At 56.4% G+C, this 23,314-nt stretch carries 22 protein-coding genes; 8 read left to right on the forward strand and 14 right to left on the reverse strand.

The features are described 5' to 3' along the window. Nucleotides 1–10 precede the first annotated feature (10 nt). Together ubiT and JT31_RS14685 are read left to right on the forward strand one after the other, a co-directional pair. The gene (ubiT, locus tag JT31_RS14680; RefSeq protein ID WP_038478547.1) at nucleotides 11–535 is read left to right on the forward strand and encodes a ubiquinone anaerobic biosynthesis accessory factor UbiT; all 525 of its coding nucleotides are present in this window, start codon (nucleotides 11–13) and stop codon (nucleotides 533–535) included. Then, nucleotides 529–1,032, forward strand: coding sequence for a GNAT family N-acetyltransferase (locus JT31_RS14685; protein ID WP_038478550.1), 504 nt, complete (start codon nucleotides 529–531; stop codon nucleotides 1,030–1,032). The genes ubiT and JT31_RS14685 overlap by 7 nt, the downstream gene beginning before the upstream one ends. On the opposite strand, the gene JT31_RS14690 is transcribed toward JT31_RS14685, so the two are convergent. Beyond that, the gene (locus JT31_RS14690; RefSeq protein ID WP_038478553.1) at nucleotides 1,029–1,322 is read right to left on the reverse strand and encodes a GIY-YIG nuclease family protein; all 294 of its coding nucleotides are present in this window, start codon (nucleotides 1,320–1,322) and stop codon (nucleotides 1,029–1,031) included. The two genes, JT31_RS14685 and JT31_RS14690, sit on opposite strands and share 4 nt — an antisense overlap. A 53-nt stretch (nucleotides 1,323–1,375) precedes the next feature. Between JT31_RS14690 and JT31_RS14695 the strand changes: the two genes are divergently transcribed. Next, entirely contained in the window at nucleotides 1,376–1,804 is a 429-nt protein-coding gene (locus JT31_RS14695; RefSeq protein ID WP_038478557.1) for a YhbP family protein, read from the forward strand. On the opposite strand, the gene JT31_RS14700 is transcribed toward JT31_RS14695, so the two are convergent. Beyond that, nucleotides 1,801–2,319: a type 1 glutamine amidotransferase domain-containing protein gene (locus JT31_RS14700; RefSeq protein ID WP_038478560.1), complete on the reverse strand. Its 519-nt coding sequence runs from the start codon at nucleotides 2,317–2,319 to the stop codon at nucleotides 1,801–1,803. The two genes, JT31_RS14695 and JT31_RS14700, sit on opposite strands and share 4 nt — an antisense overlap. 83 nt (nucleotides 2,320–2,402) lie before the next feature. Between JT31_RS14700 and JT31_RS14705 the strand changes: the two genes are divergently transcribed. Beyond that, entirely contained in the window at nucleotides 2,403–3,050 is a 648-nt protein-coding gene (locus JT31_RS14705) for an NAD(P)H-binding protein (RefSeq protein WP_038478563.1), read from the forward strand. Between the two features lie 33 nt (nucleotides 3,051–3,083). Here JT31_RS14705 and JT31_RS14710 read toward each other — a convergent pair whose 3' ends face one another. Continuing rightward, nucleotides 3,084–3,614 carry an NAD(P)H-dependent oxidoreductase gene (locus JT31_RS14710; protein ID WP_038478566.1) on the reverse strand — a complete coding sequence of 177 codons (531 nt, stop codon included), beginning with the start codon at nucleotides 3,612–3,614 and terminating at the stop codon, nucleotides 3,084–3,086. Between the two features lie 121 nt (nucleotides 3,615–3,735). Between JT31_RS14710 and JT31_RS14715 the strand changes: the two genes are divergently transcribed. Beyond that, a complete protein-coding gene (locus JT31_RS14715; protein WP_052049003.1) occupies nucleotides 3,736–4,089 on the forward strand; it encodes a winged helix-turn-helix transcriptional regulator in 354 nt (117 codons plus the stop codon). Nucleotides 4,090–4,119: 30 nt separating this feature from the next. Here JT31_RS14715 and nrdG read toward each other — a convergent pair whose 3' ends face one another. From nrdG to JT31_RS14730, 3 genes are all read right to left on the reverse strand, one after another. Continuing rightward, on the reverse strand, nucleotides 4,120–4,584 hold the full coding sequence (nrdG, locus tag JT31_RS14720) for an anaerobic ribonucleoside-triphosphate reductase-activating protein (RefSeq protein WP_038478568.1): 465 nt from the start codon (nucleotides 4,582–4,584) through the stop codon (nucleotides 4,120–4,122). A 137-nt stretch (nucleotides 4,585–4,721) separates the two neighbouring features. Continuing rightward, complete coding sequence (gene nrdD, locus JT31_RS14725; protein WP_038478571.1) at nucleotides 4,722–6,857, reverse strand: anaerobic ribonucleoside-triphosphate reductase; 2,136 nt, start codon at nucleotides 6,855–6,857, stop codon at nucleotides 4,722–4,724. Nucleotides 6,858–7,153: 296 nt separating this feature from the next. After that, a complete protein-coding gene (locus JT31_RS14730) occupies nucleotides 7,154–8,035 on the reverse strand; it encodes a LysR family transcriptional regulator (protein ID WP_038478573.1) in 882 nt (293 codons plus the stop codon). A 100-nt stretch (nucleotides 8,036–8,135) separates the two neighbouring features. Between JT31_RS14730 and JT31_RS14735 the strand changes: the two genes are divergently transcribed. After that, nucleotides 8,136–8,666, forward strand: a complete 531-nt coding sequence (locus tag JT31_RS14735; protein ID WP_038478576.1) for an NAD(P)H-dependent oxidoreductase — start codon at nucleotides 8,136–8,138, stop codon at nucleotides 8,664–8,666. A 370-nt stretch (nucleotides 8,667–9,036) separates the two neighbouring features. Here the strand turns inward: JT31_RS14735 and treC are convergent, their stop codons facing one another. From treC to treR, 3 genes are all read right to left on the reverse strand, one after another. Further along, nucleotides 9,037–10,695, reverse strand: a complete 1,659-nt coding sequence (gene treC / locus JT31_RS14740; protein ID WP_038478579.1) for an alpha,alpha-phosphotrehalase — start codon at nucleotides 10,693–10,695, stop codon at nucleotides 9,037–9,039. 52 nt (nucleotides 10,696–10,747) lie between these two features. Next, nucleotides 10,748–12,166: a PTS trehalose transporter subunit IIBC gene (gene treB, locus JT31_RS14745; protein ID WP_038478582.1), complete on the reverse strand. Its 1,419-nt coding sequence runs from the start codon at nucleotides 12,164–12,166 to the stop codon at nucleotides 10,748–10,750. A 120-nt stretch (nucleotides 12,167–12,286) separates the two neighbouring features. Continuing rightward, the gene (gene treR / locus JT31_RS14750) at nucleotides 12,287–13,234 is read right to left on the reverse strand and encodes a trehalose operon repressor TreR (RefSeq protein ID WP_038478585.1); all 948 of its coding nucleotides are present in this window, start codon (nucleotides 13,232–13,234) and stop codon (nucleotides 12,287–12,289) included. A 503-nt stretch (nucleotides 13,235–13,737) separates the two neighbouring features. Between treR and mgtA the strand changes: the two genes are divergently transcribed. Next, nucleotides 13,738–16,455, forward strand: a complete 2,718-nt coding sequence (mgtA, locus tag JT31_RS14755; protein ID WP_038478588.1) for a magnesium-translocating P-type ATPase — start codon at nucleotides 13,738–13,740, stop codon at nucleotides 16,453–16,455. Nucleotides 16,456–16,570: 115 nt separating this feature from the next. Then, a complete protein-coding gene (locus JT31_RS14760) occupies nucleotides 16,571–18,961 on the forward strand; it encodes a beta-N-acetylhexosaminidase (RefSeq protein ID WP_038478591.1) in 2,391 nt (796 codons plus the stop codon). Between the two features lie 54 nt (nucleotides 18,962–19,015). Here the strand turns inward: JT31_RS14760 and ridA are convergent, their stop codons facing one another. The 5 genes from ridA to arcD form a co-directional block, all read right to left on the reverse strand. Then, nucleotides 19,016–19,402 carry a 2-iminobutanoate/2-iminopropanoate deaminase gene (gene ridA / locus JT31_RS14765; RefSeq protein WP_038478595.1) on the reverse strand — a complete coding sequence of 129 codons (387 nt, stop codon included), beginning with the start codon at nucleotides 19,400–19,402 and terminating at the stop codon, nucleotides 19,016–19,018. A gap of 73 nt (nucleotides 19,403–19,475) precedes the next feature. Continuing rightward, nucleotides 19,476–19,937 carry an aspartate carbamoyltransferase regulatory subunit gene (pyrI, locus tag JT31_RS14770; RefSeq protein WP_038478598.1) on the reverse strand — a complete coding sequence of 154 codons (462 nt, stop codon included), beginning with the start codon at nucleotides 19,935–19,937 and terminating at the stop codon, nucleotides 19,476–19,478. Nucleotides 19,938–19,953: 16 nt separating this feature from the next. Beyond that, nucleotides 19,954–20,886 carry an aspartate carbamoyltransferase gene (pyrB, locus tag JT31_RS14775; protein WP_038478601.1) on the reverse strand — a complete coding sequence of 311 codons (933 nt, stop codon included), beginning with the start codon at nucleotides 20,884–20,886 and terminating at the stop codon, nucleotides 19,954–19,956. Nucleotides 20,887–21,153: 267 nt separating this feature from the next. Next, nucleotides 21,154–21,633 carry an arginine repressor gene (locus JT31_RS14780; protein WP_038483150.1) on the reverse strand — a complete coding sequence of 160 codons (480 nt, stop codon included), beginning with the start codon at nucleotides 21,631–21,633 and terminating at the stop codon, nucleotides 21,154–21,156. 155 nt (nucleotides 21,634–21,788) lie between these two features. After that, a complete protein-coding gene (gene arcD / locus JT31_RS14785; protein WP_038478606.1) occupies nucleotides 21,789–23,258 on the reverse strand; it encodes an arginine-ornithine antiporter in 1,470 nt (489 codons plus the stop codon). Nucleotides 23,259–23,314: the final 56 nt, after the last annotated feature.

Here is a 23,314-nt window from a genome sequence, read left to right on the forward strand (position 1 = left end):
AGCTAAACCCGTGTTCGATAAACTGCGTTCTCGCCTGGTTCAGGCTGGTCCTTCTTTGCTGCGGGTTCCGGTCAGATTAACCCCTTTTGCCGTTAAGCGTCAGGTTCTGGAGCAGGTGCTTGGCTGGCAGTTTCGTCAGGCGCTGCAGGACGGAGAGCTGGACTTTCTGGCTGGCCGCTGGCTAAGTATTGAAGTCCGTGACCTTGGGCTGAAGTGGTTTACTTCCGTTGAGGACAATAAGCTGCTGGTGTGCGACGATGCGCCAGCAGACGTGAGCTTTAGCGCTGAGGCCAACGACCTGTTGCTGATAGCCGCTCGCAAGCAGGACCCGGATACCTTATTTTTCCAGCGTCGCCTGGTGATTGAAGGCGACACGGAACTCGGGTTATATGTGAAGAATCTAATGGATGCCATTGAGCTGGATGCGATGCCGAAACCGCTACGCATCCTGCTGTTACAGCTGGCTGATTTTGTTGAGGCAGGTTTGAGACATAACCCCGCCTCTGAAGGTAATTCGATAGGTGAGCCATGTTAATTCGTGTAGAGATCCCCATTGATGCCCCTGGCATCGACGCGCTGTTACGCCGTTCCTTTGAAGGCGAAGGCGAAGCTGAGCTGGTCAAGGCGCTGCGGGAAGATGGGTTGTTAACGCTGGGTCTCGTCGCAACCGATGATGAAGGGCAGGTGATTGGCTACGTCGCCTTCAGCCCGGTCGCCGTTGAGGGTGAAGAGCTACAGTGGGTTGGGCTTGCTCCGCTGGCGGTAGACGAGTCCGTACGCGGTCAGGGCATTGCCAAACAGCTGGTATATGAAGGGCTGGACTCCCTGAACGAGTTTGGCTACGCCGCGGTGGTCACGCTGGGTTCGCCGGAGATGTACGGTCATCTTGGCTTCCAGCCTGCGGCCCGTTACGACCTCCGTTGCAGCTGGCCGGGTACCGAAGCGGCATTCCAGGTACATCCTCTGGCTGATGATGCCTTAAACGGCGTTAGCGGCCTGGTCGAGTATTCGGACCACTTCAACAACGTTTAACGGGTTTTCCCTTGAAGGCTTGCGAGCAGGTCTTCAAGGGGCATCTTCCCTCCAACCAGCCGCTCTTTCTCGGCCTTGCTCAACTGCTTAATTCTGTATTCAGCTCGCAGCGCCAGCGAGCGGTCGCCCACAGCCTGACTGAATACCAACGCAAGCTCCCCTTTACCACGCAGTGCCTTCGCCCCTTTGCCAGCCTGATGCTGGGCAAAGCGACGCTCTACGTCGGTAGTAATGCCGGTATACAGGCGGTTATCGGTGCAGCGGATTAAATAGAGATACCAGGAAGTCATAGTGCGGGCGCATAATTAGCATTTGCCGCAGAGTATCACTGTTCAGGATGACGATGGAATCACTCAATGCCATCAGCCGCTGGCTGACAAAACAACATGTTCTGAGCTACTGCGTGGGCAGCGGGGACTCGCTTTGGTGTGCGAATGCTTTTTATATCTTCGATGCCGAGCGGGTGGCATTCTATTTGCTGAGCGAAACCACTTCACGCCACGGCGAGCTGATTGGAGAGCAGGCGCCGGTTGCCGGCACGATAAACGGCCAGCCTAAAACCGTGGCGCTTATCCGCGGCGTGCAGTTTCGAGGGGGGATCCGCCTGCTTGCGGCAGAAGAAGCGGTGGACTATCGTCGGCGCTACTTAAAGCGTTTTCCGATTGCGCGCGTGATGTCGGCTCCGATGTGGGAAATTCGGCTCGATGAGCTGAAAATGACCGACAACACGCTTGGTTTCGGGAAAAAGCTACACTGGTTGCGTGAGGACTAGCGGCCCAGCAGAATCAATGCTTCACGATTAAACGCCGGCAGATCCTCAGGCGTTCTACTGGTGACCAGCTGATGTCCATCAACGACGACTTCACGATCGTAAAAATCCGCACCGGCGTTTTTCACATCAACGACGATAGGTTTTACCGCAGTGAGCTTCCTGCCGCGTATCACGTCTGCGCTGATCAGCAGTTGTGGGCCATGACAAATGGCAAACACGGGTTTTCCGGTGTTAACAAAATCGCGGGTGAAGCTGACAAACCGATCGTCGCCGCGCAGGGCGTCAGGGGAATGGCCGCCAGGGAGCAACAGGGCATCAAAGTCGGCAGGGCGGACGTCGTCGATACCCTTGTCTATCTTCACTTTGGCTTCGCCTTGTTTGCCGGTAACCGTTTTTCCCGCCTGCTTCTCGATAGTGATTACCTGGTGTCCGGCCTGACGAAACTCCTCAGCCGGTGAGGTGAATTCAGAGTCCTCAAACTCGTCGGTAATCAGAACTGCAATTTTCTTGCTCATCTTTCCTCCGTTATGTTTGTGGCACTATTAAGCCTGGACTACCATGCTGACATTGCAAGCGCTTAGCGAGAACAGGAGGCATTATGAGTCGAATCTTAATCACCGGAGCCACGGGGCTTGTCGGCGGCCATTTACTTCGTCTGCTTAACCAGGACTCCCGGATTAGCACTATTGCTGCACCCACTCGCCGCCCGCTGCAGGTGGCCCTGAACAAAGTGGTTAATCCCCACGATCCGCAGCTTTCCGATGCGCTCGCGCAGGTCACTGAGCCGGTCGATACCGTCTTTTGCTGCCTGGGAACGACGCTACGCGATGCGGGCAGCAAAGAAGCCTTTATCCTCGTCGATTATACGCTGGTGGTGGATACCGCACTTGCTGGCCTCCGGCTGGGTGCAACACATATGCTGGTGGTCAGCGCTCTGGGGGCGAACAGCCGCTCGCCGTTCTTCTACAACCGCGTTAAGGGCGAAATGGAAGACGCGCTGATAGCGCAAAATTGGCCACGGCTGACGCTTGCCCGGCCTTCAATGCTGCTGGGAGATCGCCACGCCCGGAGGTTAAATGAAACGCTGATGGTGCCGATTTTCAAAATGCTGCCCGGCAAGCTAAAAGCTATTGAGTCAGTGGACGTGGCGAAAGCGATGCTTTCTGAAGCGTTCAATCCAGCACGGGAAGGCGTGACGATCCTCGACTCAGGTCAGCTACGGGAATTAGCTGCTAAATATTATTGAGAAGATGAATACCCAGGCGGTAAAGGCTAAATATTAAAAGGACTGCAGGTAATCAATATATCCTTTAGCGCTGTTTTCCAGCTGTTGGGCCGGGACTTCATATTCGGCACCGTAAAAAGCATAAAACGGCTGATAATCTGCTTCGACATATTTCGCCGTCATTTCAAAGGGCAGAAGTATTTCCTGAAGCGAATGGTGGTAACGCCCCTCGCGTGAGAAATCTTCTGCCTTAATCCCTGCGCTTACCGCCAGCGCAAACTTGCGGCCTCTGAGTTTATGCCCGCTGGTAGAGCCATATGCCCAGCCGTAGGTAAAGACTTCATCCAGCCACTGCTTCAATAAAGGCGGGCTATTAAACCAGTACAGTGGAAATTGCAGAATAATTTTATCGTGTTGCTCAATGAGTTTCTGTTCTCTTTCAACATCAATAGCGCCATCTTTATAAGTCTGATAAAGATTGTGCACGGTATATAACTCCGGGTATTTTTCTACTTCACTTACCCAATGCTTATTGATTTTTGACTCATCGATATTGGGGTGAATAACAACAATTAACGTTTTCATATCTAATTCCTTACGGAGTGGCTGACCGTCAGCGATTATTTTATGTTTTGCATCATAGGCAGCTTTAAATTAAAGTACAATACTGTCATTGTTGATATGTACTATACAAAAGGATAGTGTCATGAGCGAAGAGATCGCGCCGGATTCCTGCGCATTTATGGGCGATACGGGCTTTGCCTATACGCTGTCGCTGGTGAATGGGAAATATAAAATGATCATTCTTTATGCGCTGGCGGAGCATAAACCGGTGATCCGCTTTAACGAGCTTAAGCGCTGCATCGATACCATCTCATTCAGAACCCTGAGCCTGACGCTGAAAGAGCTGGAGAGCGACGGGCTGATTATCCGCAACGAATACCCGCAGATCCCGCCAAAAGTCGAGTACAGCCTTTCCGGGCGCGGTAAGTCGCTGATCCCGGTGCTGGATATGATGTGTGAATGGGGTAACGTGCATCGCCATGATGGGCTGAAGTGAGGCCTCCCGCTGGCCGTCGGGAAGCCGGCTTTAACGCAGGTGATGCACGACCTGGTTGCTGCTGCCGCGCCAGATAAGCGCCGGGTCTTTTAAATCCTGAACAAACTTGCCGTCTACCAGTACGTTAATTAACGCAACCACTTCTTGCTGGGCAGCGTCCAGCTCATCAATCTTATACCCCGTCCAGACCCAGATATCCTTGCCGGGGCATTCGGCGCGTACGCGCTGCACCAGTTTAAGAATCTCCGGCACGTTTTGTGGGTGCAGCGGGTCACCGCCCGAAAGCGAAATACCCTGGCGCTTAACGCGGGTATCGTTGAGGTCGGCAATAATGCGGTCGGCCATTTCTGGGGTGAACGGCATACCTGAATTCAAGCGCCAGGTGCTCTTGTTGTAGCAGCCGGGGCATTCATGCACGCAGCCTGAGACAAACAGCGTGCAGCGAGTGCCGGGGCCGTTGACGATGTCGACGGGGTAGTATTGATGATAATTCATAGTATTGGCCTGATGCCCTCACCCCAGCCCTCTCCCACAGGAGAGGGAGAAAACCAGCGCAGGATGTAACAACATGCTCGACGGTTCCCTCTCCCCTAAGGGGAGAGGGTTAGGGTGAGGGGAAATGGCTAAATGACTTAGCCGATCTGCCCGTTACCCAGGTGCTTAACGCGACGCTTAACTTCTTCCTGCTTGCCGGCGTTGAACGGACGAGCGTCCGGGCTGCCGAGGTAGCCACATACGCGACGGGTAACCGACACGCGCGCGGCGTCGTGATTGCCGCATTTCGGGCAGGTAAAGCCCTTGCTGGTACATTCGAACTCGCCGGTAAAACCACACTCATAGCATTCATCGATCGGCGTGTTGGTGCCGTAATACGGCACGTGCTTGTAGCTGTAATCCCACACGTCTTCGAGCGCCCGCAGGTTGTGCTGGATATTTGGGTATTCGCCGTAGCAAATGAAGCCGCCGTTAGCCAGCGGTGGGTACGGAGCCTCAAAGTCGATTTTGTCGTAAGGATTAACCTTTTTCTCCACGTCGAGGTGGAAGCTGTTGGTGTAGTAGCCTTTGTCGGTCACGCCCGGTACGACGCCGAATTCTGCGGTATCAAGGCGGCAGAAGCGGTCACACAGGTTTTCGCTTGGGGTGCTGTAGAGGCTAAAGCCGTAGCCGGTTTCTTCTTTCCAGCTGTCGGTGGCTTCGCGCAGGCGAGCCACGATAGCAACGGCTTTCTCGCGCAGGGCTTCGCTGTCGTACACATGCTGATTACCGAACAGAGCGTTAACCGTTTCATGAATGCCGATATAGCCCAGCGAAATCGACGCGCGGCCGTTTTTAAAGATCTCAGACACGTCGTCGTCGGCCTTCAGGCGGACGCCGCAGGCGCCTTCCATATAGAGGATAGGGGCCACGCGAGCTTTGACGCCTTCCAGACGGGCAATGCGGGTCATCAGCGCTTTACGCGCCAGCTGTAAACGATCGTCCAGCAGTTTCCAGAAAGCAGCTTCATCCCCTTTGGCTTCCAGCGCAATGCGCGGCAGGTTCAGGCTTATTACGCCGAGGTTGTTACGCCCGTCGTGGATTTGCTCGCCGTTTTCTTCGTACACGCCCAGGAAGCTGCGACAGCCCATTGGGGTTTTAAACGAGCCGGTCACTTTCACAACCTGGTCGTAGTTAAGAATGTCCGGATACATGCGCTTAGACGCACATTCCAGCGCCAGCTGTTTGATGTCGTAGTTGGCATCACCAAACTTGTGGTTCAGGCCGTCACGGATTGCAAAGACCAGTTTTGGGAACACCGCAGTTTTGCGGTTTTTGCCCAGGCCAGCGATGCGGTTGCGCAGAATAGACTTCTGGATCAGGCGTGATTCCCAACTGGTGCCGAGGCCAAAACCAAAGGTAACAAACGGCGTTTGCCCGTTGGCGGTATGCAGCGTATTCACTTCATATTCAAGGGACTGGAAAGCGTCGTAGCACTCTTTCTCGGTGCGGGAATGTGCATATTCCTCAGCATTCGGGATCTGCCACTCTTCGGCGATTTTACGGTGCTTGTTAAAGCTTTCGGTCACAAACGGCGCCAGCACTTCGTCGATACGGTTGATGGTGGTGCCGCCGTAAATGTGGCTGGCAACCTGGGCAATTATCTGCGCCGTTACCGCCGTGGCCGTAGAGATAGACTTCGGTGGTTCAATCTCGGCGTTACCCATTTTGAAGCCGTGGGTCAGCATGCCTTTCAAATCGATAAGCATGCAGTTAAACATTGGGAAGAACGGAGAATAATCGAGATCGTGATAGTGGATATCACCGCGCTCGTGTGCCAGCACGACGTCACGCGGCAGCAGGTGCTGCTTGGCATAGTGCTTGGCGACGATCCCGGCCAACAGATCTCGCTGGGTTGGGATCACCTTGCTGTCTTTGTTGGCGTTCTCGTTAAGCAGGGCGGAGTTAGTCTGCTCAACCAGGCCGCGAATTTCCTGGTTCAGACGACCACGCTTCTCGCGCTCAATATCGCGGTCATGGCGGTACTCAATGTAGGCGCGCGCCAGCTGCTTGTAGTTACCGGCCATGAGCTGGTTTTCCACGGCGATCTGGATCTCGCCAATGTCTACCTGGCTGCGGCCTGCCATCTGCTGGCTGACGCTCTCTGCGACGGTGGCGCAATAGTCCGCGTCATCGACTCCCGCTGCTTTAGCTGCACGCAGAATAGCTTCTCTGATGCGCTCTGAAGTGAAAGGTACCTTGCACCCGTCTCTTTTCATCACATGCGGTGTCATGATTTCTCCGTTTATTTTTAGGTTATCCACATAGGTAGGGGCGTATTCGGGAGCGCGTAGCCGTTTGTCCTGTCAAAACTTCCCGAAACTCGGCCCTTTTTATCCACAGATAATCCCCAAACTTATCCTGCGGACGTTGTTGTTATAATAGTCGATAGATACAACATGTAGGGCCGAGGTGCATTCTAAGGTCTATATATAGTGATTTGCATCAAACATGTTTGCGATTTTATTGATGCAGAACAAAGTAAATCGGGGGCGGCAGAGACGGTGGGCATCGATCAAAATGATGAGAATCATCTGATTAGTTTTTCGGAGAGATACTCGACAAAAACCCGGATTTTAGGCGGGACTTTTCCTCCGGCATATTTCACCCAGAGCTGCTGTGGTTCCGTGGTAACGTTCTGCAAAATCGGCAGCAGTTTTCCTTGCGCAATTGGCCCGGTGAGATACCAGTCGGCGAGATAAACGATCCCCATGCCGGACAGCGCCGCATCCACCAGCGAATCCGGTGAGGTAGTGATAAACCAGGCAGAGGGTTCGTCAAACAGCGCGCCGTTATCCATCCACTGCTGGAGGCGCCCGGTGCCGGAGTTGCGGTGCACGAGGCAGCGATGCTCCATGAGGTCTTCCAGCGTTTGCGGCGTGCCGAACTCGGCCAGGTAAGCCGGTGATGCCGCCATGATCATCTTTGACGTGTACAGCTCGCGGGCGACTACGCGGTTATCACGCACCGTGCGGTGGCCGATGGCCACGTCGATGCGTTCGCCAATCAAGTTCACGCTGCGGGCCTCCATCGACAGCTCAAAGCGAATCAGCGGGTAGCGCCGTTGAAACTCGGCAAGGATTGGCATCAGGCAGTGGCGGCCAAAGCCGGGGATCACGCTGACGCGCAGCAGCCCGGACGGTTCCGCGCCGGGGTTGACCAGCGCCTGGTTCAATGCGTGCCACAGCGGCGCAACCTGTTCACGCAGCGCTGTGCCTTCCTCGGTAAGCACCACGTAGTGCGTATTACGCACGAAAAGCACGATCCCTAGCCGCTGTTCAAGCTGGCGTATGCTCTTACTCACCGCCGCAGGCGTGATGCCCAGCTGGCGCGCAGCGGCGGAAAAGCTCTCGCAGTCTGCTGCCGCGAGAAAAGCCGGAATGAGCCGATGAACGTCTGCCGAAAGCATCATGCTTGTAACCTTTGGTTGAAACAGATGTGCCATGTTATGGACTACAGGTAAGGTCTGTCATCTGAAAAGATAGCCTCATCCCAAAAATGAGGTCTGAAAAATGAAAAAAATATTAGTGCTGGCGGCGCATCGCACGCCTGATGAATCCCGTATTAACCAAGCAGGTATTACCGCCCTGAAAGGCATTGAAGGCGTCACCGTTCATGAGCTGAAGCGTGAATACCCGGACCACCAGATTGACGTGGCGCGTGAGCAGGCGCTGCTGCTGGATCACGAGTCCATCGTGCTGATGTTCCCGTTCTGGTGGTACAGCTCTCCGGCGATCCTCAAGGACTGGCAGGATCTGGTGCTGACCTTCGGCTTTGCCTACGGCAGCAACGGCACCGCGCTGCACGGTAAAAAACTGATGGTGATGACCTCAACCGGCGGGGCGGCGGAAGCCTATCGTGCTGACGGCGCTAACCGTTATACGGTTGAAGAGCTGCTGCTGCCGTTCCATGCGATGGCGAATAAAACCGGCATGATCTGGCAGGCACCCGCGCTGCTCCAGGGGGCAAATACGATTACGGAAGCGCTGATCGATGAGGGCGTAAACGGCTGGCTGAGCCGGATTCAGGCGCTGAAAGGGTAATTTCTCCCTCACCTGAGGCTGCCTCTTAGTCACAAATAGCGACTGTGACTTTCAGAATTGCTGCGGTTTTAAAGCGAGGCTCGGTTCCGGCTTAAATCGCCTCGGTTTTCTCTCCGACTGGCCAGGGTCCGGGCGTCGGGAACGGCCGGAGGCTGAGAGCGTCGGGAACGCATCTCAGCCGACCCAGGACTGGGAGATAAAACGGAGGTCTGCCGCTTCAGCGGTCGATTTATTTGGCCGGGAGTCCGGGGTCTCGGGGGAATGACGGTGATTCTCCCGAGACGTTCACCGGTTCGATGGCGGCATGTGAAACTGTATTTGAAGTGAACGGAATATTCGCCTGCTCTGCATAAATAGAGCAAGTACCAGGTTAACGCTTAACCCAGTACACCGCCTCAAACGGTCTCAGGCTCATCTCGCCCGGCTTAGCTGCGGCGTCAGAGTAGTTACTCATCAGCACTTCCCATTCACCGTCATGGCCTTCCAGCTGCAGCCACTGTGCTTCACCGCTGAGGTTAGCGGCAACCACCAGCGTTTGCCCTTCGTGTTGCCGGCTGTAGCTCCACACCAGCGGATGCTCCGGAAGCAGATCCTGATAGTCACCCCAGGTCAGCACCGGCTCTGCCTTACGCAGCTTGATCAGCCGCTGGTAGGTATAGAACACCGAGTCGCTGTCTTTCAGCGCCGTTTCGGCGTTGACCGTCTGGTAGTTATCGCACAGGCCAATCCACGGCGTGCCTTCGCTAAAGCCTGCATTGTTGCCCGCATCCCACTGCATCGGCGTGCGGCTGTTGTCGCGTGACTTGCTGGCGAGAATAGCCATCAGCGTGTCGCTGTCGCGCCCAAGCGTGCGCAGCTCGGCAAACATATTGAGGCTTTCTACATCGCGATACTGATCGATGCTGGAGAAATGCGGGTTGGTCATCCCAATCTCTTCGCCCTGGTAGATGTACGGCGTACCCTGCATGCCGTGCAGCACCATCGCCAGCATTTTCGCCGACGTTGTGCGCAGCTCGCCTTCGTGGCCGAAACGGGAAACAATGCGTGGCTGGTCGTGGTTACACCAGAACAGCGCGTTCCAGGCCACGTTGTGCATGCCCTGCTGCCAGTGGTTGAAAATGGACTTCAGCTCCACGTAGTCTGGTTTTGCCAGCGTCCATTTCTCGCCGCCCGGATAGTCGACCTTCAGGTGGTGGAAGTTAAAGGTCATCGACAGCTCGCTGCCGTCGAGGGCGCCATATTTCTGGCAGTTATCCAGCGAAGTTGAGGACATCTCGCCGACGGTCATCAGGCCGAGTGGCTTAAAGGCATCACGGCTGAATTCCTGCAGGTACTCATGAACGCGCGGTCCGTCGGTGTAAAAACGGCGGCCATCACCTCCGTCAACGTCATTCGGGAACTGCTGATCTTTGGAGATCAGGTTAATCACGTCGAGACGCAGGCCGTCCACGCCGCGGTTGGCCCAGAACTCACAGACCTTTTTCAGCTCGGCGCGAACCTCCGGGTTCTCCCAGTTGAGATCGGCCTGCTCGGAGGCGAACAGGTGCAGGTAATACTGCCCGGTTTCCGCCTGCCACTGCCAGGCGTTGCCGCCAAACTTCGAACGCCAGTTGTTCGGCAGAACATCCGGCGTGCCGTCGCGCCAAATATAGAACTCGCGATACGGGCTGTGTTTATCCTGTGCCTGCTTAAACCAGTCGTGCTCGGTAGAGGTGTGGTTGAACACCATATCGAGCACCAGCCGAATGCCGCGCTGGTGGGCTTCCGCGACCAGTAAGTCGAAATCTTCCAGCGTGCCGTAAGTTGGGTCGATGGCGCAGTAGTTGGCGACGTCGTAACCGTTATCTATCTGAGGTGAGACATAAAACGGCGTAATCCAGAGGGCGTCGACGCCCAGCGTCTTGAGGTAATCCAGACGCTTAATCACGCCTTTCAGATCGCCGGTACCGCTGCCGGTCGTGTCCTGGAAACTCTTCGGGTAAATCTGATAGATGACGCCGGTCTGCCACCAAGGAGGAGTGATATTCATAACGAATTCCTGCTAGCTGAAGGGGGGCATTGCTGCCCCCCGGTAAATCGAATTAAACCACCAACAATGTGCCCTGACGTAATTTGCGCTTATACACCACAGATGTCAGAACAATAGGTACGATGACTGCAATAACAATCGCAATAGCGTAGATGCCCCAGAACTTAGGCTGAATGGACAGAATGCCCGGCAGGCCACCAACGCCGATGCCGTTTGCCATGACCCCGTTCAGTCCGCACAGCAGGCCGGCCAGGCCGGAACCTACCATCGCGCACAGCATCGGGAAGTGATACTTCAGGTTGATACCGTACATTGCCGGCTCGGTGACGCCGAGGTAGGCAGAGATAGCCGCCGGGACGGAGATTTCACGCTCGTTTTGCTTGCGGCTGCAGATAATGATGCCGACAACCGCAGAAGCCTGCGCGATGTTAGACAGCGCAATCAGCGGCCAGACCGGCGTGCCGCCCATGCTCTGAATCATCTGCATGTCGATGGCAAGCGTGGTCTGGTGAACGCCGGTGATAACCAGCGGTGCATACAGGAAGCCAAACAGCGCGGCGCCAACAGGGGCGAAGCTGCCGGTCATCAGGTGACGAACCGCGAAGGCAACGCCGTCACCGATCATGCGGCCGAATGGCCCAATCACGGTGTGCGCCAGGAATACGGCGAGGATCAGCGAGCAGACCGGCACGATAACCAGGTAAAGGTAATCCGGCACGATGCGTTTCATGCGTGTTTCAATGAAGCCGAGCGCCAGGCCCGCCAGCAGCGCAGGAATAACCTGTGCCTGGTAGCCGACTTTCTCGATGGTGAACCAGCCGAAGTTCCACACTTCCGGGATCTTGCTGCCAAGCTCATAGGCGTTCATCAGCTGAGGTGACACCAGCGTGACGCCCAGCACGATGCCGAGGATCGGCGTCCCGCCCATTTTCTTCACCGCAGACCAGCAGATACCCACCGGCAGATAGAAGAAGATAGCCTCGCCAATCAGCCACAGGAAGTCGTACACGGTTTTCAGCGCCGGATACATCTGGGCAAGGGTTTCCCCGTTGCTCATCGGCAGGTCGCCAATCACGTTACGGAAGCCGAGGATCAAACCCCCGCTTATCAGCGCTGGCAGCAGCGGGAAGAAGATCTCCGCGAAGTGCGAGATCAGCTGTTCGTGCCATTTCATGTTTTGGCGGGCCGCCGTTTTGGCCTGCTCTTTGTCGGCGGAGTCGAGCCCGGTAGTGGCAATCAACGCTTTGTAATAATCATCCACATCGGTACCGATAACCACCTGGAACTGGCCGGCGTTGGTAAAGCAGCCTTTCACCATTGGCAGGTTTTCGATCTCTTTAGGATGGGCATTTTCGGGATGGTTCAGTACAAAACGCAGTCGGGTAATACAGTGGCTGACGGTGGCGATATTCTCGCGTCCGCCAACCAGTTCGATCAGTTTATCGATGTCTTGTTGTTTTACTTTGCTCATAAGTAACACCCTGGGTAGGAGGTAATGACCTGTAGTAAGGGTAGCCGGGAATCTATTTTACGAAAATGGGAACGTTCCCGAAATCGGGCGAAGATCACAAAATCCCGCTTAGGGGAGGTTTTATTGCAGGTGGCTTGGGACGACGATTTGCCGCAGCTGTTGGCCCTGGGAGATCTGCCCGATCAGCTGTAAAGCCGCGGCGCGACCGGCTTCGGCATAGCCTGGGTCGACGGTAATAATTTCAGGATGCAGAAACTTCATCAGCGGCGTGTTGCCCACGCTCGCCAGCTTGATCTCGCTGAGGTTTTGCTGCTGGAGATACTTGCTCGCGCCCAGCGCCAGGGTGTCGGTGGCGCACAGCAGGGCGGTGGTTTTCGGGGTCAGCACTTCAACAACGTGGTCGTAACCCTGCTTCATGGCCAGGCCCGGCAGGGCGGCATTAGGGACAATATCGTGGTCACGGCAAAAAGCGAGATAAGCCTGATGACGGCGGTAGCCGGTGGTTACGTCCCCGTGGGGCACGCCGAGGAAGCTGATGTCGCGGTGGCCCTGCTGGTAAAGCGTCGACATCAGGATCTGAATGGCGCCTTCATCGTCATAACACACCGAGGCGAAGCCGCTGGCGTCTCGCGCCATCAGCACCAGCGTGGAGCGCCAGGGCTGCAGGATTTTCTCGTCGATGCCGGTGAAGCCAAACAGAATCACGCCGTCAATGTTGCGACGGCGCAGCATGCCGAGGTGTTCTTCAACCATGTCCGGCGAAAACTGGCTTTCCATCATGATGGGATCGTAACCCTGCTCGTAAAGAGACGGCAGCATGGTTTGCACCGCCAGGTTTTCCGACAGGGAGTCCAGACGGGTGACAATAATGGCGACAACTTTATCGCTTTGCCCACGCATGGCGCGCGCCGAGCGGGAAGGGGAGAACTCGTGCTGCTGCATCACCGCTTCAACCCGTTCACGCGTGCGGGCGCTGACGCCGCTTTCATTGTTCAATACGCGAGAAACGGTAGATTTCCCAACGCCGCTGAGGCGGGCGATATCTTTAATGGTAAGGCGAGTTTGCATAGCAGTTCTTTTTCCTGGCGGTCACGGTGCAAAAAAGCTCGTTCTTCATCAGGCCTGGCGGCGAGTGCCGCTCCTTTAGGGTCACGAGCGCAGTGATTGTCACTCGTTTGCCACCAACCTGTAATCCTGATTATTTAGAATATACTTAGTAAGAGTAAAATTTTAACGCAGTATCCCGTTCCCACTATGGGCAAAATCTGGTTTACAAAAGGTTTAGTTTCACGGGCGTAGTATACCGGGCATTCTCATTATGCCAGAAGGCGTAATGCTATTTATCTTTCAACGCTACCGGAGATGACATGGAACCCGATCCCAGTCCTCACCCTGAAGTAACAGGAATTTTCCGGTAAGCCACAGGTTAACGCCCGCTGCCTTACCGGTTTTGTAAGGCAGTGACGACCCCCTCTTTTACGTCCCTGCTTGTTGATGCTCTCCGGCCTGGTGCAGCTTTGTTGCGCCTGCAGGAAACTTAGGTACCGCTCATGACGGTGCTAAGGACGTTTATGCAATTTAAAAACCTCACCCGTCAGCTGATGTCCCAGCTGAGCCGCCACCTGCCTCGCCGCCTGGTGCAGCGCGATCCTATGCCCGACGGCAACGTCGTGGCCAAAGCCGCAGACATTCCGGCGACGCTGACTCAGGCCTGCCTGAAATATGCCGCCGCCAGCGAAGAGCAGCTCTATATTGAGTTTGGCAGCCATCCGGAAGGGCTCAACGAGCGCGAAGTGGAAAAGGCGCGCGAAGCTCACGGTCTGAACCAGATCCCGGCGCAGAAACCTTCCCCGTGGTTTGTGCACCTTTGGGTTTGCTACCGCAACCCGTTCAACCTGTTGCTGACGGCGCTGGGGATTTTCTCCTACGCCACGGAAGACGACCTGTTTGGCGCAAGCGTTATCGCCCTGATGGTGGTGATTTCCACGCTGCTGAACTTCATTCAGGAAACCCGCTCCACCCGTGCGGCGGATGCGCTCAAGGCGATGGTCAGCAACACCGCCACCGTGCTGCGCGTTATCAACGAACAGGGTGAATATGCCTACGTAGAAGTCCCGCTGGACCAGTTGGTGCCGGGGGATATCGTCAAGCTTGCCGCAGGCGACATGATCCCAGCCGACCTGCGCGTTATGCAGGCGCGTGACCTGTTTGTGGCGCAGGCTTCGCTGACCGGGGAATCGCTGCCGGTCGAGAAAGTGGCCGTCAGCCGCCAGCACGATCAGCACAACCCGTTGGAGTGCGACAACCTCTGCTTTATGGGCACCAACGTCGTCAGCGGCACGGCGCTGGCCATGATTATCGCCACCGGCGGTAACACCTGGTTCGGGCAACTGGCCGGGCGGGTCACCCAGCAGGAAAGCGAGCCTAACGCCTTCCAGCGTGGGATCAGCCGCGTAAGCTGGCTGCTGATCCGCTTTATGCTGGTAATGGTGCCGGTGGTACTACTGATCAACGGCTTCACCAAAGGCGACTGGTGGGAAGCGGCGCTGTTCTCACTCTCCGTGGCCGTCGGCCTGACGCCGGAAATGCTGCCGATGATCGTCACCTCCACGCTGGCGCGCGGGGCGGTGAAGCTGTCGAAACAAAAAGTCATTGTGAAGCACCTCGACGCTATCCAGAACTTCGGCGCGATGGACATCCTGTGTACCGATAAAACCGGTACCCTGACCCAGGACCGCATCGTGCTGGAAACCCACACCGATATCTTCGGCGAGCAAAGCGATCGCGTGCTGCACACCGCCTGGCTGAACAGCCACTACCAAACCGGGCTCAAAAACCTGCTGGACGTGGCGGTACTTGAAGGCGTTGAGGCCGACCACGCCCGCACGGCGGTTGCCCGCTGGCACAAAATAGATGAAATCCCCTTCGACTTTGACCGCCGCCGCATGTCGGTTGTGGTCTCCGAGCAGTCAGACGTGCATCAGCTTATCTGCAAAGGCGCGCTGCAGGAGATCCTCAACGTTTGTACTCACGTGCGCCACGGCGACGAGATTGTGCCGCTCAGCGAAGGGATGCTGAAACGCATTCGCAGCGTGACCGACTCGCTGAACAGCCAGGGCCTGCGCGTGGTTGCCGTCGCCACCAAATTCCTGCCTGCCCGCAGCGCAGACTACAGCCGCGTGGATGAGTCAGACCTGATCCTCGAAGGCTACATTGCCTTCCTCGATCCGCCGAAAGAAACCACCGCACCGGCGTTAAAAGCGCTGAAAGCCAGCGGCATTGCGGTAAAAATCCTGACCGGCGACAGCGAGCTGGTCGCGGCGAAAGTGTGCCGTGAAGTCGGGCTGGAAGTCGGCGACCTGATCGTCGGCAGCGATATCGAAGAGATGAGCGATGACGAGCTGGCGCGCGTTGCGCTGCAAACCACGCTGTTTGCCCGCCTGACGCCGATGCACAAAGAGCGCATCGTTCGCCTGCTGCGCGGTGAAGGCCACGTGGTGGGCTTTATGGGCGACGGCATTAACGATGCCCCGGCCCTGCGTGCGGCGGATATCGGTATTTCCGTAGACGGCGCGGTGGATATCGCCCGTGAAGCTGCCGATATTATTCTGCTGGAAAAAAGCCTGATGGTGCTGGAAGAGGGCGTTATCGAAGGTCGTCGTACCTTCGCCAACATGCTCAAATATATCAAAATGACCGCCAGCTCCAACTTTGGTAACGTCTTCAGCGTGCTGGTGGCCAGCGCTTTCCTGCCGTTCCTGCCGATGCTGCCGATTCACCTGCTGATCCAGAACCTGATGTACGATGTCTCTCAGGTGGCGATTCCGTTTGATAACGTCGACGATGAGCAAATCAAACAGCCGCAGCGCTGGAACCCGGCCGACCTGGGCCGCTTTATGGTGTTCTTCGGGCCGCTCAGCTCCATCTTCGACATCGTCACCTTCGGCGTAATGTGGTGGGTTTTCAAAGCGAATACCCCGGAGGCGCAAACGCTGTTCCAGTCCGGCTGGTTCGTGGAAGGCCTGCTGTCGCAAACCCTGATTGTGCACATGATCCGTACCCGCCGTATTCCGTTCCTGCAAAGCCGCCCGGCGTGGCCGCTAATGATGATGACGCTGCTGGTGATGGCGCTGGGGATTGCGCTGCCGTTCTCACCGCTGGCTGAGTACCTGCACCTGCAGGCGCTGCCGCTGAGCTACTTCCCGCTGCTGGTGGTTATTCTGGCGGGCTACGTGATGCTGACCCAGGCCGTGAAAGGCTTCTACAGCCGCCGCTACGGCTGGCAGTAATCTCAAAAAATGGCGAGATGTGATCCACGTCTCGCCGCCGCCTTGCTGAAAAATCCTTCACGTGATAACAGATTGTTTTTGCTATTTTCTGGCCCGTCACGTGAAAGGATTACTCATGTTCAAATCGCTTCGTTTTAGCCTGCTGGCCGCAGGTATCGCCGTTGCCTGCCAGGCACACGCCACTCCGGCAGGGGATTTACCGCTCATGCCCTGGCCGCAGCAGGTCGAGCTTCCGGCAACGCAGGGCAGCCTGCCGCTGACTAACGCTGTTTCTATCGCCATTAGCGGCGACAAGCTGGACGGGGCCGTCGATCGCTGGCGCCAGCGCATTAGCCTGCAAACCGGCTGGCAGCTACAGCCTGCCGTCACGCAGCCGGCGAAACCCACGATTGCCATCCAAATCAAACAAGTAGTCGATCCGCTGCCTAAAGCCGACAGCGACGAAAGCTATGCGCTAAGCGTCACCGCAGAGGGAGTAAAGCTCACCGCGAACACGCGCTTTGGCGCGATGCGCGGCATGGAAACCGTGCTGCAGCTGATTCAAAATGGCCCGCAGAATACGTCGATTCCTTATGTAGACATTAAAGATGTGCCGCGCTTCCCCTGGCGTGGGCTGCTGCTCGACTCGGCCCGCCACTTTATGCCGGTGAACGACATTCTGCGCCAGCTGGACGGCATGGCCGCCGCCAAGCTGAACGTTTTCCACTGGCACCTGACGGATGATCAGGGCTGGCGTTTCGCTTCCACTCATTATCCGAAGCTACAGCAGCTGGCGAGCGACGGGCAGTTCTACACTCAGGCGCAGATGAAGCAGGTTGTGCGCTATGCCACATCGCTGGGTATCCGCGTGGTGCCGGAAATTGACTTGCCTGGGCACGGCTCAGCGCTGGCGGTGGCTTATCCGGAGCTGATGAGCGCGCCGGGGCCTTACCAGATGGAGCGCAACTGGGGCGTTCTGAAACCGCTGCTGAACCCGGCTAACGAAGCCGCCTATAAGTTTGTGGATACGCTAATTGGCGAAGTTACCGCTATTTTCCCCGACAGTTATCTGCATATCGGCGGCGATGAGGTAGATGACAGCCAGTGGAAAGAAAACGCCGCCATCCAGCAGTTTATGAAGCAGCATAATCTGGCGGACTCCCACGCGCTGCAAACGTATTTCAACCAGCGGCTGGAGAAGATCCTCGAGAAACATAAGCGCCAGATGATGGGCTGGGACGAGATTTACCATCCGGATCTGCCGAAAAACATTTTGATCCAGTCCTGGCAGGGGCAGGACTCGCTGGGCGCGATCGCGGCTAACGGCTACAAAGGCATTTTGTCGACGGGCTTTTATCTCGACCAGCCTCAGTCAACCGCCTACCACTACCGCAATGAAGTGCTGCCGGTGGGGCTGAACGGCGTGGATCATATTAGCGAAGCCGACAGCGCGCAAAGCTGGTTCTTCAGCATGCCTCGCCTGAAAGGCAGCGCGGTGGAAGGCAGCTTCACGCTGGTGAAAAACGACGGCGGCTGGCGCGGGTTTATCGACTTCAAGGGCAAATCCCGCCGCGCGGTTCACGATGTGAAATGGCTGAGCCCAACCCAGGTGACCTTCACGGTGGATACCTGGATGGGGGAAACTCGCCCGGTTGTGACGGTGGAAAACGACAAGCTTAGCGGCTACTTCCTCGTGGGCAACGTGCGCTATCCGGCCACCGGGCAGAAGCTGGAAGGTGTTCCGGACGGCAAGCAACCTGTGGTGCCGACCGAAGCGCAGATGAGCAATATTCTCGGCGGCGAAGCGGCCCTGTGGGCGGAAAACATCATTTCTCCGCTGCTGGATATCAAGCTGTGGCCGCGTACCTTTGCGGTAGCCGAGCGCCTGTGGTCGGCGAAAGACGTAACCGACGTCGACAACATGTACCAGCGTATGCAGGCGATTGACGCCTGGTCGACGGTGTCCGTTGGCCTGCGTCAGCACACCGAATCCGTCACGCAGCTGACGCGCCTTGCCGGTACGCCGGAGATCATGCCGCTGCAGATCCTCGCTCAGGCGATTGAACCCGCGCAGTATTACACGCGTCAACACCTCAAGTTCCAGGCCGGAAACTACAATCACTTTGAGCCGCTGAACCGCTTTGCCGACGCGTTGGGGGCAGAAAGCGGCCAGGTGAGGGCAATTAATAGCTGGGTGGATAAACTGATTGCCGACCCGGAAGACAGCAACAGCGCGGAGGCGCTGCGCCATATCTTCTCTCGCTGGCAAAGCAATACCCCGGACGTACTGGCGCTGATCGACGGCAATTACGTGCTGAAGCCGCTCAAGCCGGTTGCCGAAGATGTGGATAAGCTTGCCGGGCTGGGCTTAAGGCTGACGGATCTGGTAGCGAAGCAAGGATCGCTCAACGATGACGAGCTTAAGGCCATTCAGGCTCAGCTGGATGCTGCGGCGCAGACTCGAGATGAAGTGGTGATTGCGGCGGTTTATCCGCTGGAAAAACTGCTGCGGGCCGTTGTGAAGTAAGGCAATAAAGTAGCCCCGCGAAAGCGGGGCCAGAAGCAAAAGCGCTGCGGCGAATTAGCGGCGAACGGCGATAGCTTCGATTTCGATTTTCACGTCTTTAGGCAGACGAGCCACTTCCACGCAGGAGCGAGCCGGGAAGGTCGCTTTATGCTCGTTGAAGAAGGCTTCGTAGGTAGCGTTAACGGTCGCGAAATCGTTCAGATCTTTAACGAACACGGTGGTTTTTACGATATCGCCAACTTTCAGGCCCGCGGACTCAACGATAGCCTGCACGTTTTCGAGGGACTGACGAGCCTGAGCGGCTACGTCTTCCGGCACTTCGCCGGTTTTTGGATTAACCGGGATCTGCCCGGAGGTGATGATCATGCTGCCAAGATCTACGCCCTGAACATAAGGACCGATAGCGGCCGGTGCGTTTTCCGTGCTAAGCGTACGTGACATACTTTCTCCTTAGTATTGGATATAAACTCCCGCCCATTATAGGGATGGGAGCTTGCTTGTCATTAGCCGGTCGTTAATCTGCCGTCACTACGTGACGGGCGAACTCTTTTTCGCAGTATTTGCACTTCAGGCTGATATCATCTGCGCGCTGCTTCACGGCGAACGAAGACGCTACCGGCTCGTTGTGGCTGATGCAGTTGGTGTTCGGGCAGTGAAGCACTTTCTCGATACGTTCCGGCAGGCTTGGCGTGCTTTTTCCCACCACTTCGTATTCGTCGATGCGGTTTACCGTCGCGTTAGGGGCATACAACGCCAGCTGGTTCACCTGCTCGTCGGTCAGGAAAGTGTTCTCAATTTTAATCAGGTCTTTGCGGCCCAGCTCGCGGGACGGCAGATTCAGGCCGATGGTGATGCGCTGGTCGGTTTTGGTCAGCTGGAACAGCGTCAGCAGCTTAAAGCCAACCTGAGCCGGAATATGGTCGATAACGGTGCCGCGCTTGATGGCTTCAACCTGCAATTTATTATCGTGCGTCATCTTATTGTCCTCTCACTTAAACCAGTTCGCGATTCAAAACCAGCGCCAGCAGCGCCTGGCGAGCAAAAATGCCGTTACCTGCCTGCTGGAAATACCAGGCGTGCGGCGTGCTGTCTACATCGGTGGTTATTTCATCCACGCGCGGCAGCGGGTGCAGCACCTTCATGTTGCTGCGTGCGCCGGTCAGGTCGGCGGCGCGCAGGATAAACTGCGCCTTAACGTTGGCGTACTCGGACGGGTCGAGGCGCTCTTTTTGCACGCGGGTCATGTACAGAATATCCAGCTCGCCTACCACGTCGTCGATGGACTCATGGCGGCTCCAGGCAATCCCTTTCTCATCCAGCATATCGAGAATGTACTGCGGCATTGCCAGCGCGGCCGGGGCGATAAAGTAGAAGCGGTTGCCGTTGAACTTCGCCAGCGCCTGGGCCAGAGAGTGCACGGTGCGGCCATATTTCAGGTCACCGACCATGGCGATATTCAGGTTTTCCAGGCGGCCCTGGGTCTCCTGAATGGTGAACAGGTCCAGCAGGGTTTGGGTTGGGTGCTGGTTGGCACCGTCGCCTGCGTTCAGAACCGGGATCTCGCCGGAAAACTCGGTGGCCAGGCGAGCCGCACCTTCCTGCGGGTGGCGCATCACGATGGCGTCAACGTAGGTACTGATGACGGAAATGGTATCCGCCAGCGTCTCGCCTTTCTTGCCCAGCGAAGTGTTGCTGCTGTCGGAGAAACCCACCACCGAAGCGCCCAGGCGGTGAATGGAGGTTTCAAAAGAGAGGCGGGTGCGGGTGGATGCTTCAAAGAAGCAGCTGGCGATAACCTTATGCTTCAGCAGCTCCGGCTGCGGGTTAGCCTTCAGCTTTGCCGCGGTTGCCAGCACCAGTTCAAGTTCTTCGCGACTGAGATCATTGATGGAAATGATGTGTTTTTTATAGAGCGGGTTAGTCATGTTTCTCTCCTGTTCTCGGTCCGACGGGCAAAAAAAAGGCCCCTCAACGAGGGGCCTTAGCAATTTGGGAGTTTAGAAATTCGACGCTGCAACGGGAAGAAAAACGCCCTGCCGCGTCTGTTTTCAGACGGCGCGCTGCGGCATTTTTTTGAACACAGTGGACCATGCTTCCTCCCGGCAAATTGTGGCGCATTATACGCGCGTACGTGTTCTCTGCAAGCGCTAAAATCACACTTTTTAGGGGGGCGGCAATCGGTTGCGGCGAGCCTATGCTAAACCCAGCGTGCGCATAATACGGTGATGCACCTGCGGCGTTTTGCGGATCTCACGGGGGGCAATCCACACGACGCTGCTGCCGGCGACCACGCCCAAAATCTCGGCGATGGCGTGGTGATCGAGTATTTTGGCTATCGCTCTGCCGTAGCCGGATACCGTATGAACCATCACAAACTCGCGGTTGTGCTCAACGCTGATAACCATTTCTGCCACCGAGCGTGCCGCATTCGGCTGCGGCAGGGTCATCGGGCTGAGGGCATAGATCTTTTGTCCTTTAGCGTTACGCATTTTGATGACGCCCAGCAGCTTGAGCAGGCGGGAGACGGTGGACTGGCTGATGGCTTCAAAGCCGTGCTGCTTCAGGTCATGACGTAGCTGCTCCTGGGAGTGATAGCTCTTATGGCTGATGAGCTGCTGGCATAGCTCAAGCTGGCGCTGCTCTTTCTCGGACGAGAGTCGGGAGATCCTCATGATATTCACCACTCCTTTGATTGCTGGCGCGTTACCAGACATGGTGGATGTCTGAAACCGTTTGATAGAAAAGGCTTTGCCGATCTTATCGTTTAAAAATATCGTCAATTTGTTGAATTAAAGAACTTAACGCCACTAATGTGGCGTTAATGTCGTCAGGATATCTGTAAATTTCCGCTTATCACCAGTTTTAATGTCCACGCGGCCAGCGCCAGGATGGCAATCGCTATGGCCAGCTCATAGCTTTTCAGCAGCGGTTGGCCCTGGGACTTTTTCTGCCACAGGAACACCAGAATCCCTGGCGTAAACAGCAGCGAGCTCAGCAGCATTGAGTCACCGGCGGCGTAACAGAGCCAGAAGCCGTAAACCGTCGCAATCAGGCCAAGCACAATGCCACCGGTGCGCGATTCGCCCTGTTTGTAGCGTTCCCCGGTCCAGGCCAGCTTTAACCCGTAGGCGGCGCTGAACAGGTAGGGCGGCAAAATGGCCGCGGTGGCGATGGAAAACAGCGCCTGATAGCCCGCGGCGTAGAACAGGGTCAGGATCAGGAAGATCTGAATTAAGCCATTGGTGATCCACAGCGAAAATGAGGGCGAATGGCGGGCATTTTCTTTCGCAAAAACTTTGGGGAAAATGCCGTCAATAGCGGCGACACGCGGTAATTCTGCGGCGAACAGCGTCCAGGCCAGCAGCGCCCCGGCAACCGAAAGAATCACCCCGCCGGCAACGAACTTAGCGCCCCACGGCCCGACCACGCTTTCCAGCACGCCGGCCATTGACGGGTTTTTCAGCCCGGCCAGGCTCGCCTGATCGAGAATGCCCATCGACAGCACGCTAACCAGCACGTAAATCGCCAGCGCGCCCAGCAGCCCAATAACCGTGGCCTTACCGATATCCTCACGTTTTGCGGCACGTGCGGAAACGACGGTCGCCCCTTCAATACCGATGAACACCCAGGTGGTCACCAGCATGGTGTTTTTCACCTGATCGAAAATCTCCGGGCGTGACCCTTCGACCAGCATCATGCGGCCCCAGAAATCTGCCGTGAACACGCCAATCCGGAAGGCAATCAACACCGCGACGATAAACACCAGCAGGATAATGACCTTCACCACGGTAAGAATGGTGTTGATATAGGCGGCTTCACGTACCCCTCGAAGCACCAGGGCATGAACTAACCAAAGCACGATGGAGGCGCCGATAATCGACGGCAGGTTGTTTCCATCGCCAAAAACCGGGATGAAAAAGCTCATGGCGCTGAACAGCAGCACCGCATAAGAGACGTTGCCGAGCCAGGCGGAGAACCAGTAGCCCCAGGCGGACTGGAAGCCGATAAAGTCGCCAAACCCGGCGCGGGCATAGCTGTAAACGCCGCCGTCAAGATCGGGGCAACGGGCGCTGAGATTCTGATAAATAAACGCGAGGCAAAGCATGCCCACGCCGGTAATCACCCAGCCAATCAGCAGCGCGCCGGGTGAGGCTACTGAAGCAAAGTTTTGCGGCAGGCTAAATACGCCGCCGCCGATCATTGAGCCTATAACCAGCGCAACCAGCGCGCTGAGCCCGAGTTTTCTCTCACTGCTTGCGGAGGTGTCTGTGGCACCTTCATGGATAACATCGGCCATTTCCTTTTCTCCCGCTGCGCCAGGCAGCATAAGGGCAAAACGGGCAGCGAGAGGTT

It is taken from the genome of Cedecea neteri, from assembly GCF_000757825.1.
In the GTDB taxonomy this organism is placed as follows: Bacteria; Pseudomonadota; Gammaproteobacteria; order Enterobacterales; family Enterobacteriaceae; genus Cedecea; species Cedecea selenatireducens.